Genomic DNA, 14042 nt, shown 5'->3' on the forward strand with positions numbered 1-14042 from the left:
TATTTAAGTATTATTAAGCTTCAGTAATCTATTATATATTTGCAATAATTTACCGTCAAGCATTCAAATTAACTAAACTCCTTTATGTTTACCTATTATTATAAGTTTTTTATGCATATATTATATTCTTAAATTTATTCTTATTCTTTATCCTGATTTAGATATATTTACATTACTTTATAAAAAAGCCACGAGAAAAATAAATTTCTCATGGCTTTATAACTTTCCTTTTATTCATAGTGTCTTTTTAATATTGTAGATCCCCTATAAAATAAATTTAATGCAAATATTACAAAAGCTACCGCTAATACAATACCTGCTAAGGCATATATAGCTCTATATCCATAGGTTATAACAATGCTTCCCCACAATATTGATCCTATTCCATAGCCACCATCCAATAATGCATAGTAAATAGCATTTGCTACCCCTTTTTTATCTTGATTTACAGTATTTAAAATCATTACATTAATTATAGGTAACAATGATCCCATCATAATACCACATAAGAATCCCAATATTAATAATATATACATTGTCTTTACCATAGCCATTCCAAATATAGAAAATGCAAATATTATAAGTCCAATAGACAATACAGTATTCATTCCAAGCTTATCAACTATTTGATTTATAAATAATCTTGATGCTAATATTCCTAGTGCGTTTATTGTAAAAAATAAACCTATATTACTAAATCCTAGTTCTATGCCATACAATGCTGTGAAGGATAATATAGTACTTTCTGCAACTGCTGCTAAAAAAAGAATTAAAGATGGCACTAATATTTCTTTACTAATACCATTAGAATCTGTATCACTTTTTATAGTCTTAAATTTTTCACAGTGTGTATTAATATTTTTCTCATAGGATAAGAAAAGTGCTACTAATATAGTAATTATAGCCACTGCAAAAGTTGTAATAAATAATAAGTTAAACTTATCGTATCCACCTCCAACTATGTGAAGTGCCATAGATGGTCCTATAGCTGTAGTAATAGTTATACCAACACCTGAATACCCTATTCCCTCAAGCATCCTTGTTGGTGGTGTAACATCAGTAACAATAGTAGCTATTGCTGTAGATGAAATACCAAAACCAAAGCCTTGCATTACTCTAAATATTACAAGTAATACTATCCCATTACTAAAAATATATCCTATAGTTGAAAAAGCAGTAATAGCTACCCCTAATATCAATATTTTTTTTCTTCCAAGTTTGTCTAATAACTTTCCTGCAAATATTCTTATAAATAAAGCTGCTAATGTAAAGGCTCCTGTCATTATACCTGCATAACTGTCTACCCCAGTAATTTTTTTAGCATATATAGATATGGTAGATAATAATAAATTACAAGTTAAATTTACCCCTACTGTAATAATTAATGCTAATATAAAATATTTGCTCCATAGCTTTTCTTTAGTTTCCATAATATTTTTGCCTCCCATAAAAATTCTGCAAATTAAATTTTACCTTTAACCTTGAAAATAGATTGTAGTTTAGGCTACAATTGATTTATAAAATTTCATTTTAAGAAAGGATTACATATGGTAAAAAATAATAGATTTCTTCCTGGATCTTCTATAGATATTAATTCTGATTTCTATAAAATATTTGAAGAAGCTGGTACAATTAAAAAATATAACAAAGATGAAATAATCTATTTCCAAGAGGATGTGGCAGAAAACTTTTATTTAATAAAATCTGGTCGTGTTAGAATGTTTCTTATTTCACCACAAGGAACTGAACTTACTATTGAAATATTAAGAAAGGGAAAATTATTTGGAGAATCCTCCTGTTTTAGTTATGGATCTAGGTTAACATCTGTTAGTGCTGCCACAGATGTTGAACTAATTTCAGTAAGTCTTGAAAATCTATATCCCTATTTAACTAAGTATCCAGAATTAATGGTCCAAATGTTCCATCTTATGTCTTTAACAATGCAAAATCTATCAATTCAAGTTAGTAATATGGCCTTCTTACCTGCTGAAAAAAAACTTGCTCAATTACTAGTAAGATTAGGTGTGCATTTTAAGAAAAATAAAAATGATAAATGTTATATTATTGATTATTCTCACGAAGAAATTGCTCAACTTATTGGTAGCTGTAGAGTTACAGTTACTAAAATATTAAATTCTTTTCAAAAAAAAGGAATGATTTCCTTAGGATATAAAAAAATTAAAATTATAGACGAAAAAAGATTAAAGAACGAATACTACAACTATTTTGTATAAACTTATATATAAAAAATTAAAACTCTTGTGAGCTATAATTATAAAATTATCACTATAAATATCCAATATAGTCTAAAAAAATTTACCATAGTAAAAATTTTTTTACAAAGTATGTACAAATAAAACTAAAATGGGATATCTAAAAATAGATTTAATTTTTATATTTGTGGTTTTAAAATTAAATCTATTTTATCTTGAGACATCCCATTTTAATATTTTATTTATATTTAAGCTTATCTATTAAATGTTCAAAGGCTATTTTAGGATTATATATTAAGCTTCTTGGTCCAGAAAATTTCATTACTTCTATTATTTTCTCTCTCATTTCCTTTTTATAGCAATGAATTTTACAACTACCACAGTTTGGTTTATTTTCTCCAAATCTGCAATGATCTAATCTAAAATTGGCATATTGTAAAAGTTCCCTGCACTCATCGCATAACACTTCTTTTGTTTTATGTTTTTTTCTACAATATAGATCTATCATAAATTCTATACTTTCCTTTTGCTTTTCTATTCTGGATTTTTTCATATAAACAACACCCCTTAAAACCGCAGCTTTTTTAAATATTTAATTTTATTAAATTTATGCTAGTGCCACTTTCCTTTCTGATTTTTTATTTAAATCATCATTTTCAATAGATTTTAAAGCAAAACTACTTTCAACTAGGTCCATCTTTGAATTCTTTAATTCTATAATTTTATTACATATAGCTGTGGTAGATTTTCTATGGGATATAAGTATTATACTTCTATGCTCACAATTCTCGTTTATTGCTTTTAGTATTTGTCCTTCATTTAAAGTATCTAAATTGCTAGTAGGCTCGTCTAGTATTAATATAGGTGCTTCATTTATAAAAGCCCTTGCAAGCCCTATCCTTTGTTTTTCTCCTGATGATAAATTCCCACCAAGCTCTCCTACTTTTGTTTCATAGCCTTTAGGAAGATTTTCTATAAAATCATGTATAGATGCTTTTTTAGCAGCTTCTATTACCTGTTCCCTACTAGCCTTTATATTTCCCATTTTTATGTTATCTTCTATAGTTTCATTAAATAAAAAAGTTTCTTGACTTATTAGGGTTTGATTTTTTCTAAGATTTTTTGTTTCTATATTTTTAATAGAATTTTCTCCTATAAGAATATCCCCTTTATTAACATCCCAAAATCTCATGAGGAGTTTTACAAATGTACTTTTGCCTGTACCACTTTCTCCTACTATGGCTATCTTTTCTTTTTCATTTATAGATAATCTTACATTTTCTAAGATTTTATTCTTTCTTCCTTGATAGGAAAAGCTTACATTATCATATACTATATTAGTATTTAACATTTTTTCTCCCCTGTCTATTTCTTCTACCATAGGCTCCTCATCTAAAATACTAAATACTCTTTCAGCAGAGGCAAAGGTATAGAGCAAATTATTTGAAAGATTACTTAAAGCTACTACTGGTCCAAAGGATGATGAGATAATAACAATTGCTAAAATCATATAACTAAGATCTAATATATGTTTCATATATAAATTGTATCCTACTAAACTATAAGTTACTATAGCAAACATTATAGTAAAATCTGTTGTAGCCCTTATTATACCCTCATGATTTTTTATACCCTTTAATTTTTCATTTAATTTGTTAGAGTTTTTATTTATATTATCTAATCTTTCTTGTCCATTATCATAAAGCAATATCTCTTTTAATCCTCTTAAGGAATCTAACAAATAAGAATTAGTCTCTCCAAAAGTATTTCTATATTCTAAAGCTGATTTATTGCCTATCTTTGAAGAATAATAAGGAATAACAAAACCTATGATAGAGTAAAATACTATAGCTAATATCCCAAAATAAATATTAATATTAAATAATACTATGGTTATTATAGTTGATGTAATTACAGCTATTAATATGGGTGCAATAGTATGAGCATAAAAAACTTCTAAAAGTTCAATGTCAGAGGTTATTATAGAAATTAAATTTCCTTTTTCTTTTGTTTCTAATTTTGCTGGTGCTAATTTTCTTAAAGAAGTAAAAACTTTATCTCTTAATATTGCTAATATTTTAAAGGCTATATAATGGCCGGAAAGTTGTTCTACATATCTAAATAAACCTCTTAATATTGCAGAAACAATAATTATTGTTATGGCACTTTTAAAGGATACTATGCTTTTTCCTCCTAAAACATCCCCCATAGCTACAGCTCCAAATGAAGTAATAGAAATAGCTGCTAAAAACCCTAAAACCCCCATAGTTACTGTAATGGTCATTATTGCCATTAAAGGCTTAACTTCTAAAATAAGCCTTTTCATTATACTAAATCCAGATCTTCTTTTCATTTTATGCACCTCCTAAGTCTTCTAATGCCTGTTGTTTTGTAAGCATATCATAATAATATGACCCTTGTTCATATAAATCTATGTGATTTCCCTTTTCTACAACTTTCCCCTTATCCAGCACATAAATTTTATCTGCATTTTTCACATTAGCTAATCTGTGGGAAATCACTAATATAGTTTTTTCCTTGGATAATTTATAAATGGCCTGCCAAATCTTTTCTTCACTTTCCACATCTATATTAGAGGTAGCTTCATCAAAAATAATCATATCTCTATTCCCTAAAATAGTTCTGGCTAAAGCTAATCTTTGTTTTTGACCACCAGATAATAAACTTCCACCCTCTCCTACTTTAGTTTTTAATCCATTAGGTAAAGCTTCTACAAAGTCATATAAATTTGCAACTTTTAAAGCTCTCTCTATTTCTTTCCTAGTTGCATCTTTTTTAGCCATTAACAGATTTTCTAAAATTGTTCCATTAAATATATAACTATTAGTAGAGATAAGTGAAATTTTTTTACATATATCTTTAAAAGAAATATCTTTATATTCTAAGTTATTTATCTTTATATTCCCTTTATCTATTCCATAATTTTTTAATATAAGTGAAGCAATGGTACTTTTCCCACTACCACTTTCCCCCACAATTGCTACAAACTCACCATTATCCATGGATAAATTTACATTACTAAGTACTTTTCTATGTTTATCATAGCCAAAGTCTACATTTTCTAATTTTATACTTATTTTTTTATTTTTTTCTTCCATAGATTTAAAAGAACATTGTTCATTTTCAGGCAAATTATTGTCTAAATCTTTATAACTTCTTAAGTCATTTTTAAAGGAACACTGTTCATTTTCCACCTCACTATCTAAAAGTTTAAATATTTTTTCTGATGCTGCTATTCCATTCATAGATACATGAAAAAAAGATCCTAATAATCTTAAAGGTATAAAAAACTCCGAAGATAAAAGAATTATTATTAAAACTCCCCCTAAAGATACATTTCCATTTTTAAACTCATTTAGTGCAACTATACTTCCTAAAGCAGCCCCACCAAAAGCAATAAGATCCATTACATTTATAGAGTTTAATTGCATAGATAATACTTTCATAGTTATTCTTCTAAAGTTTTCTGCATCTTTGTTCATTTTTTCATGTCTTTCTTCATCTCTATTAAATATTTTTAACGTAGTTAATCCTTGTAGGTTTTCTAAAAAAGTTTCTCCTAAATCAGAATATATATTCCAATAATTTCTGAATATTTTTTTAGCTATTTTCATAATACACACTATGGATATAGGTATTAAAGGTACACAAATTATTAAAATTAAAGCTACTTTGATAGATATAAAAGATAAAATAAAAAATAAAGTAATTGGAGCTAACGTTGAATAGAAAAATTGAGGTAAATATCTTCCAAAATAATTTTCTAAAGTTTCTACTCCCTCTCCTGTTAACTGTACTATAGTTGAGGTGCTATAGGTTTTATTATAGTTAGGTCCTAAATCTAAAAGCTTTTTATAAATAAGTGCCCTTAGTGTACTCCTTGATTTTGCAGAGGATAAATAAGAAAATTTACTATAATAAATATTACATATAAATCTTATAATCAAAATAGAAATTACTAAAGGTGTGTATTTTATTAAATTTACCTTGTCCCCTTTATATACACAGTTAATAAATTTACCTAATAATATTATTACGGATGCATTACAAATCATAGATATCCAATTCATCAATACCGTAAGCTTTACATATTTCTTAGACTCACTACATAAATTCATGAGTCTTTTATCTAGCATCATAAAATTCACGCCTCCTTAAGTGTTTTAATTTTTATAAATACTATAGTTTTAACTACTAATAAAACAACTATAGCTATTCTCATAGCCAAAATATCCTTCATAAAAAATAAAGTTATAAGCATTACATATACAGGTATTAGTATAGATAATTTAGTTTTTAATGTCATAGCTTTATTTTCTTTGAAACTTCTTACATGTTTTTTATAAATATTAGTATTTTCAAACCATATACTTATTCTTTTAGAACTTTTAATAAAACAAAAAGATGATAATAATAAAAAAGGAACTGTAGGTAATATAGGTAAAAATACACCTATTACACCTAATCCTAAAGAAATAAACCCTATAATTAATAATAAAACTTTTTTTATCATAAAACGCCCCCTGAATATATGTATCCATTAATAATATTATCATATAGGATAATGATTTTCAATATCATGTAAAAGTATTATAATTATAAAGTCTTTGATAGAACATTATCATAATATAAATAAAATGATATAATTGTATTGGCGTACATAAGTTGGGCTTATTTCCATATGAGTATCATAAACAAAAGAAAGAGGACAAAAGTGTCTTTATAAATTGTGGAGGGATAAAATGTTTAAAAGTGTAAGCGACAAAAAATTAGGACTTATATTAGTTCTTTTAGCAGCTATGTTTTGGGGATATGTAGGAGTTCCTACTAAGCATTTAGCAGATCTAGGTTTTGATAACTATACTATTTCTTTTTTTAAAACAAGTATACCTGCAATATTTTACTTGATATATTCCTTTAAAAAAGATCCTTCTTTGTTTAAAGTAGATAAAAAAGGTATTTTATTTTTTATAATTTATGGCATAGTGGTTATAGCAGGATGTTTTATAGCCTTTAATATAACCATAAATTTACTTCCTTTAGCCTTGGCAACTATGTTTTTATACACTTCTCAAATTTGGGTAGTAACTATTTCCTACTTTATGTTTAAAGAAAAGTTTACAACACAAAAATCAATATCTATGTTGTTAATCTTAATAGGTTGCTTTATGATGTGTGAAGTGCACAAATTAGGAAATTTTAATCTAAGTACCAAGGGTATATTTTGGGGCCTTATATCTGGATTCACCTTTGCACTACAAATACTTTTAGCTAAAGTAAGTAATGAAAAATATCACTATAGTCATAATTCTTTATTAACTTACTCCTTTTTATTTGCAGCTATATTTTTATTCCCTTTTATGGATATGAAAAACAACATTCATATTTTTAAAAGCTCTAATAATCTATTTTTTCTATTTAAAAACATATTCTGGAGTGTTGTAGGTACCCTTATTGCAAACACTGCCTATGTGAAATCTGTAGAATATATAGAAGCAAGCATCGCTAGTATGGTATCCTCTTTGGAACTAGTTATAGCTTCTGTTTTAGGTTTTATAGTATTTAATCAAGCTTTAAATTTAGTTCAAATATTAGGAATGGCTTTGATTCTTGTGTCTATAATTTTATTAGAAATGAAAAAATCAGTTTTGTTAAAATTATTCAAAAAACCTAATGAAAACTTAGAAATAATCTCTGAAACCAGCTATGAAAACTGAAATTAAATAAAATATTTTAAGGAAAGTGCATCGCACTTTCCTTATTTCTTGTAACTAAATTCTCCATTTTCTTTTATATTAAAAAAATCTGCAAAACTTATATCAAATATATCCTTATCTATTTTTGATATATCTATTTTATTTTTTATAAGTTCTGTTAATACTCCAGCATAATCTATATCCCCTTGAAGTATAGCTCCATATATAATTCCATCTTTGTGTATTATTTTTTTATAAACCCCATTTTTATCTATTATATCTACTTTATAGCTGTCATCTTTTGGCTCTACTATACCTAAAGATATAGTATATACCCCTAAAAAATTCATGGAATTTCTTGCCCCAAAATTGTCATCTAATAATTTTTTTTCTCCTGCCATATTATGAGCAGCTATTCTTCCTTGCTTCATAGCTATCGGCCATATAGGAGCTCTAAAAGTTACATCCCCAGCAGCATATATATCTTTAACTGTTGTTTCACAGTTATCACTTATTACTATTCCTCTTTCTATTTTTATTTTTTCAGTATCTATAAAATCTATATTAGGTCTAACTCCCGCTGCTACAATTACAATATCACAGTTTACTGTTTCACCATTGTTTAATTTTATCCCACAAGCATTGCCATCTTCATTTATTAAAGCTTCTTCAGCTCCTACATTAGTTTTTATATTAACATTATGTTTTCTAAATAATTCTTCATAGGTTTCTGATGCCTTTTGATCTAATTGAAGCGGAAGCATTCTATTACCCATTTCTACTACAGTTACTTCTACATCATTTTCTATTAATCCCATAGTAGCATCTATGCCTACTAGTCCAGCTCCTATTACCACTGCTTTTTTAATTTTTTTAGCTTCTTCTTTTATATCTATAGCATCGTCTAAATCTCTTAGTGTATACACTCTTTTAGCTTCTCTTAAATTCTTAATTGGTGGTATAGAAGCATAAGAACCTGATGCTATAAGCAATTTATCATAATGTTCTGAAATTTCCCCTTGTACCTTTACTATCTTCTTATCTATATCTATATTTTCTACCTTTTTACCTTTTATCCATTTTACATTATACTTATCAAAAAAATCTTTTTCTATAAAAGATAATCCTTCTATTTCCCTATTTCCACCTATAAAATGATGTAATAAACATCTTGAGTATACTTTATCATCTTTAGAAATCATAACTATTTGTGAATCTTTATCTAATTTTCTCAAGGTTTTTACTGCTGAAATTCCTGCTGCACTAGCCCCTATTACTACATATTTCATATTATTTACCTCCTGAGCCTTAATATTTTTCATTGTATTTTAAAATCTATCTTTTTATTAAAGAAAATTTCATACTAATCTCTGGTAGTTTATTTCCATTCTATTTTTTATTTTATCATCTAAACTACAAAATGTTACCTTTATTCTTAATAAAATCTTAAACTAAAACACTGTAGATTATTTAATCTTATACTATATAATTTAAATTTCTTCCACATAAATAGCTCCTGTAGGGCAGTTTTCTACACATCTAGGTATTTCTCTTTCATTACATAAATCACATTTTATTATGACTTTACTGCTTTTTTCATCTGCCTTCAATACTCCATAGGGACAGTTCATTACACACATAAAACAGGCTGCACATTTATCTTTATTATAAGATACTACACCCGTCTTTTCATCTTTACTCATAGCTCCAGTTGTACAAGTATTTACACACTCTGGATTATCACAGTGTCTACAAAATATAGGGGTTTTATTACCTAGCATATCTAACTCTATATGATTTCTACTTTCATTAAACTTATCCTCTAAATCTAAATCATATATGGATTTCCCCCTTTCATTATGTTCTGACATACAGGCGAGAACACAATTTAGGCATCCTTCACATAAATCCTTGTTTATCATAATTCTTTTCATAAAGAATTCCCCCTTAACTCATTTAAAAACCAATTTAATAATGATATTAAATCATTTTGAATTTAATCTTGTAGCTAATATTTTTACATTGATCCGAAATAACATTAGCTTAAATTTCAGATCAACGTAAAAATATAATTATTGAAATGACTATTTAAGTCCTAATTTCTCTCTTCTATCCAAAACTATTGCTTCTAGTTTATCCGCAGCTTTTTTTACATCATCCTCTATTATTAATTGTCCTCCAGTTAAATTCTTTAGATCTTCTGTTAATACTTTGGATACAACCTTACTACCCCCTATAAATGGTGATATAGCAAGATGTAATGGTAATCCTAAAGCTAATCCAAATGCTCCATCTGCTAAAGCTTGTTCCTCTAACCATTGTGGTGCTGAAAGAACTAATGGAAGCTGTGGTAAATCTATACCAAGATCTTTAGCTAATTCTGTAGCTACAATTTCAAGTCTTCCTATAGCAAGGCATGGTCCAAAATTAAGTACTGGTGGAATTTTCAAGCTTTCACATACTGCTCTTAAATTATCTCCTGCAAGAGAAGCTGCTGAAGTTGACATTAAACCTACATTTTCAAGTCCACCACTAGAGCATCCTGCTGAAAGAACTATTATATCTCTTTTTATAAGTTCTTTTGTTAACTCTACTGTAAATACATCATGTCCCATAGCTGTTAAATTAGAACATCCAACAACTCCAGCTACCCCTTTTATTTTTCCTTCCGCTATTAAATCTAATAGTGGTTTCCAAGTTCCACCTAAAAATTCTTTAAGAGAAACTTCACTTACTCCTGTTATAACATCATTATAACCGTGATCTCTAGGTATGTTTACTTTGATATTTTGTCTTCTTTCTTTGTATGCATCTAAGGCTTCTTTTATAATATGTTCACTGATTTTTTCTCTATCTTCATAAGAATACTCTAAATATTCTGCATTAGATTTTTTAGCTACATCATCTAGACAAATCATTTTTACTTTTAGATTTTCTGTAATAGGTTCTATACCTGGTAATGTACAGTTGAATTCTGATACTATAGCATCTATTGCTCCTGTAGCAATTATAGCTTCACTTGTGAAATTATTTCCACCATGACCTGAGAATACCTCTTTATAATGTTCTCCTCTTAATTGCAGATCTTGACCTACACAAGTACATCCAACTAATCTAAAACCTTTAGCTCCAACTTTTTTAGCTATTTCTACTACATCTTCATCTATCAATCTATCTTGAAGGTGTGCTATAGTTGAATGTTGATGGCCTGTTATCATAATATTTATATAATTTTCATCTATAACCCTAAATCCAACCTTAGCAGGTCTTATAACTGGTTCCCCAAGCATTACGTCATTTAATAAATTTGTTAATGTTAATCCATAAAGACCTGTGGATATACCTAGATTTAGACAATGTAATAACATTTCTACAGGATCACTGTTTAAATTTGTAGAAGTTTTTACTACAGCATCAAAAACTTCTGACTTAGCCCCACCAGGTAATATATTAAGCTTTTCCCAGTTTTCATATCTTGGTTTATAGGCCATTTTTTCTACTATTTCCATCTTTTCATACCTTGGTTTATATAAATCTTTTAAAACCATATCTGCTACTTTAACTGCTTTTTTGTATATATCTTCTTCTTTTATTTCAAAGATTTCTGCTAATCTATTTAAAGCCTTTTCTCCTTTTATCTTTCCTTTATTTTCCCCTGTGGCTTTTAAGTTTCTTGCAGTATTTTCTACTATATGTAGGTAGCATCCTGCTCCTGCTGCTACTGCCCTTAAAAAGTTTCTTGCAACTATAGTATCTGCATTAGCACCACATACTCCTCTTGGTGATTTTGGAGTTATTCTGCAAGGACCATTTGCACAAAGTCTACAACAAACACCTAACTGACCAAAACCACATTTTATTTTTTGATCCTCTACCCTATGATGAGAAGTTTCCATATCCATATTAGATATAAATCCTTGAAGAACTTTATCTGCTGATTTACAAGTTTTACAATTTGTACACATTGACATAACCCATCCTCCTTCATAATGTTTACCTATTTGGTATAGTTTTATTTATTTATAAAAGGAATATATTTAATTCCTTTCTTTTCATATATTTACTTATATTTTTAACTCCTAACAACAAATTTCCTATTCTAAAAATAGACCTTTTAGGTATACTTTTACATAAACAAAGTTTCAATGTTCTATCTTTTTAATTTTCATAGAATTATCGACCCCTTTTGATCTAAAATTTCTTGAAAATTTACAGCTTCTAATTCACTTACAAGTTTTCTTTGTATTTTACATAAAGTCCTATGTATTTCACAATTTCCATTTTTACCTGCATTACAATACCTAGGATCATATATACATCTATTTATACAAATTGGTCCATCTATTGCTTCTATTACATCTTTCAGATTTATATCCTTAGGCTGCTTATTTAATGCATATCCGCCTTTAACACCTCTAAAGGATACTACTATTCCTGACTTTGTAAGTTTTCTTAGAAGCTTTAGTAAAAATCTTAAAGGTAATCCTTCTTGCTCTGATATAATTCTAGCCTCTACTCTTTCTCCATAACCTAATTTTGATAAATAGAGTATAACTCTTAATGCATAATCCGCTTCTTGTGTAATTTTCATATTTATTCTCCTAAAAGTATACTTAATGAGTATACTTTAAATATACTCCTTTGTTATAAAACTGTCAATAATTTTAACTAAAATTTCTATTATCTTATACATATATTTTATAAAAGGCACATGGATATATACTACTATAATATATTACTCTTACAAAACACTATATGTTTAAATAAATATTAACCTAAGCATAGGCCCTAAAAACTAAAATTTAGTTATAACAAAAATCTTAATAATAGTATATATCATTATTATGTACCTTTTATTTTATAATAATAAAATAAATATACTTGTTATAATACTGTTATTCCATATCTATATAATCTTCATCCATACACTTCATATCTTTCATACCTTTCATATCCTTCATATGCATCATAGGATGCATATGCATTGGCATCATTGGATGCATTCCCATCATATGGCATGGTATCATCATAAAACATATTCCTTGCATTGGATTCATCATTCCCTGCATAGGCATTTGACCCATTCCCATCATAGGATGCATTCCCATCATAGGATGCATTCCCATCATATCATCCATTCCCATCATGGAGTACATTCCCATCATATTATCCATTCCCATCATGGAAGACATATATGGAGTTGGCATTGGGTGACACATTTGATGCATATGATGCATTTCCATATCATCATACATTGGTTTCTTATCCATTGGCTTTTCTTTCATTTTCGCTGGCATTTTACTCATACTGCAATCTCTCATAATTACACCTCATTAAATATTTTTTAAATTACATTATTATGTTATGCATTGTATATATTATTGGTTCCATATTTAATATAAATTTTTGATTATAAATTACCACATTATTGTTCTCATCTCATGGTTATTCATAGCTATATTTTCTTCTGCTTCTGTAATTCTTTTATTTTTTTTATGAGTTGTACTTATTATATAATTATATTTAATTGCATGTTTTATTTCATCTGTTAAAATTTCAAAAACCATATCCCTATGATATCTATTTGGAAGTCCCTTTCTTATTTCTCTATACTTTTCCATTGCAGCTAACTCACCGAACAAAGCTTTTTTTACTCCATCTATATAAGATTCAGGCTTTTCAAAGTCCTCTGCTCCATCTGAAGCTTCTATATCTTTCCCCGTATAAAATTTGTATATAAATTTAAACATTTTTCTATGTTTTCTTTCATCATCTCGTATAGTTCTTATGATTTCTTTTTCTTCATTAGTAGGTGCTTTACTTATTAAATAGTCATATAAAAGCTCATCTTCTCTTTCACCTTGAACCGCACCCTTTACTAACTCTAGCGCCTTATTAAAATCATGTTTTGTAAAATCCATTCCGTAAAAACTACAGCACATCATCCGTTGCATATTATACATACAAATATCTCCTCATTTTATTTCTTCACAATTTCTATTATATTCAATAAGGAAAATCTTGTACCTAATCTACCATTTTGTTTATATAGTAGATTATCTTATATATGATATTATGCGCCATAATATTAATATATTAAATTTAGTGCATA

General features: G+C 27.7%; 13 protein-coding genes. 2 read left to right on the forward strand and 11 right to left on the reverse strand.

Annotated features, from left to right (window positions below):
* Positions 1–230: 230 nt before the first annotated feature.
* Entirely contained in the window at positions 231–1430 is a 1200-nt protein-coding gene (locus tag ACYUDJ_RS17020; RefSeq protein WP_042385243.1) for an MFS transporter, read from the reverse strand.
* Between the two features lie 117 nt (positions 1431–1547).
* Between ACYUDJ_RS17020 and ACYUDJ_RS17025 the strand changes: the two genes are divergently transcribed.
* On the forward strand, positions 1548–2234 hold the full coding sequence (locus ACYUDJ_RS17025) for a Crp/Fnr family transcriptional regulator (protein WP_003486803.1): 687 nt from the start codon (positions 1548–1550) through the stop codon (positions 2232–2234).
* Positions 2235–2451: 217 nt separating this feature from the next.
* On the opposite strand, the gene ACYUDJ_RS17030 is transcribed toward ACYUDJ_RS17025, so the two are convergent.
* From ACYUDJ_RS17030 to ACYUDJ_RS17045, 4 genes are read right to left on the reverse strand one after another with little or no spacing between them, the layout of a single operon-like run.
* Positions 2452–2766 (reverse strand): nitrous oxide-stimulated promoter family protein, encoded by a 315-nt coding sequence (locus ACYUDJ_RS17030; protein ID WP_003486804.1) that lies wholly within the window; start codon positions 2764–2766, stop codon positions 2452–2454.
* Between the two features lie 54 nt (positions 2767–2820).
* The gene (locus tag ACYUDJ_RS17035) at positions 2821–4566 is read right to left on the reverse strand and encodes an ABC transporter ATP-binding protein (RefSeq protein ID WP_043031787.1); all 1746 of its coding nucleotides are present in this window, start codon (positions 4564–4566) and stop codon (positions 2821–2823) included.
* 1 nt (position 4567) lies between these two features.
* Positions 4568–6373 (reverse strand): ABC transporter ATP-binding protein/permease, encoded by a 1806-nt coding sequence (locus ACYUDJ_RS17040; RefSeq protein ID WP_043031786.1) that lies wholly within the window; start codon positions 6371–6373, stop codon positions 4568–4570.
* A 5-nt stretch (positions 6374–6378) separates the two neighbouring features.
* Positions 6379–6747 (reverse strand): YbaN family protein, encoded by a 369-nt coding sequence (locus ACYUDJ_RS17045; protein WP_003486808.1) that lies wholly within the window; start codon positions 6745–6747, stop codon positions 6379–6381.
* Positions 6748–6976: 229 nt separating this feature from the next.
* On the opposite strand from ACYUDJ_RS17045, the gene ACYUDJ_RS17050 reads away from it, so the two are divergent.
* On the forward strand, positions 6977–7951 hold the full coding sequence (locus tag ACYUDJ_RS17050) for a DMT family transporter (RefSeq protein ID WP_003486810.1): 975 nt from the start codon (positions 6977–6979) through the stop codon (positions 7949–7951).
* Between the two features lie 41 nt (positions 7952–7992).
* On the opposite strand, the gene ACYUDJ_RS17055 is transcribed toward ACYUDJ_RS17050, so the two are convergent.
* The 6 genes from ACYUDJ_RS17055 to ACYUDJ_RS17080 form a co-directional block, all read right to left on the reverse strand.
* A complete protein-coding gene (locus tag ACYUDJ_RS17055; protein WP_042385250.1) occupies positions 7993–9219 on the reverse strand; it encodes an NAD(P)/FAD-dependent oxidoreductase in 1227 nt (408 codons plus the stop codon).
* Positions 9220–9420: 201 nt separating this feature from the next.
* On the reverse strand, positions 9421–9864 hold the full coding sequence (locus ACYUDJ_RS17060) for a 4Fe-4S dicluster domain-containing protein (RefSeq protein WP_003486815.1): 444 nt from the start codon (positions 9862–9864) through the stop codon (positions 9421–9423).
* Between the two features lie 150 nt (positions 9865–10014).
* Complete coding sequence (gene cooS, locus ACYUDJ_RS17065) at positions 10015–11901, reverse strand: anaerobic carbon-monoxide dehydrogenase catalytic subunit (RefSeq protein WP_003486817.1); 1887 nt, start codon at positions 11899–11901, stop codon at positions 10015–10017.
* 194 nt (positions 11902–12095) lie between these two features.
* On the reverse strand, positions 12096–12521 hold the full coding sequence (locus ACYUDJ_RS17070; RefSeq protein WP_003486818.1) for an RrF2 family transcriptional regulator: 426 nt from the start codon (positions 12519–12521) through the stop codon (positions 12096–12098).
* A gap of 304 nt (positions 12522–12825) precedes the next feature.
* Positions 12826–13251, reverse strand: a complete 426-nt coding sequence (locus tag ACYUDJ_RS17075; RefSeq protein ID WP_042385253.1) for a hypothetical protein — start codon at positions 13249–13251, stop codon at positions 12826–12828.
* A gap of 96 nt (positions 13252–13347) precedes the next feature.
* On the reverse strand, positions 13348–13893 hold the full coding sequence (locus ACYUDJ_RS17080) for a ferritin-like domain-containing protein (protein WP_043031785.1): 546 nt from the start codon (positions 13891–13893) through the stop codon (positions 13348–13350).
* Positions 13894–14042: the final 149 nt, after the last annotated feature.

This window comes from Clostridium sp. CTA-6, assembly GCF_054768115.1.

Bases quoted from the DNA above. Each gene is read 5' to 3' on its own strand.
- ACYUDJ_RS17020 (WP_042385243.1), bottom strand. From the start codon at position 1,430: ATGGAAACTAAAGAAAAGCTATGGAGCAAATATTTTATATTAGCATTA.
- ACYUDJ_RS17025 (WP_003486803.1), top strand. From the start codon at position 1,548: ATGGTAAAAAATAATAGATTTCTTCCTGGATCTTCTATAGATATTAAT.
- ACYUDJ_RS17030 (WP_003486804.1), bottom strand. From the start codon at position 2,766: ATGAAAAAATCCAGAATAGAAAAGCAAAAGGAAAGTATAGAATTTATG.
- ACYUDJ_RS17035 (WP_043031787.1), bottom strand. From the start codon at position 4,566: ATGAAAAGAAGATCTGGATTTAGTATAATGAAAAGGCTTATTTTAGAA.
- ACYUDJ_RS17040 (WP_043031786.1), bottom strand. From the start codon at position 6,373: ATGATGCTAGATAAAAGACTCATGAATTTATGTAGTGAGTCTAAGAAA.
- ACYUDJ_RS17045 (WP_003486808.1), bottom strand. From the start codon at position 6,747: ATGATAAAAAAAGTTTTATTATTAATTATAGGGTTTATTTCTTTAGGA.
- ACYUDJ_RS17050 (WP_003486810.1), top strand. From the start codon at position 6,977: ATGTTTAAAAGTGTAAGCGACAAAAAATTAGGACTTATATTAGTTCTT.
- ACYUDJ_RS17055 (WP_042385250.1), bottom strand. From the start codon at position 9,219: ATGAAATATGTAGTAATAGGGGCTAGTGCAGCAGGAATTTCAGCAGTA.
- ACYUDJ_RS17060 (WP_003486815.1), bottom strand. From the start codon at position 9,864: ATGAAAAGAATTATGATAAACAAGGATTTATGTGAAGGATGCCTAAAT.
- cooS (WP_003486817.1), bottom strand. From the start codon at position 11,901: ATGTCAATGTGTACAAATTGTAAAACTTGTAAATCAGCAGATAAAGTT.
- ACYUDJ_RS17070 (WP_003486818.1), bottom strand. From the start codon at position 12,521: ATGAAAATTACACAAGAAGCGGATTATGCATTAAGAGTTATACTCTAT.
- ACYUDJ_RS17075 (WP_042385253.1), bottom strand. From the start codon at position 13,251: ATGAGAGATTGCAGTATGAGTAAAATGCCAGCGAAAATGAAAGAAAAG.
- ACYUDJ_RS17080 (WP_043031785.1), bottom strand. From the start codon at position 13,893: ATGTATAATATGCAACGGATGATGTGCTGTAGTTTTTACGGAATGGAT.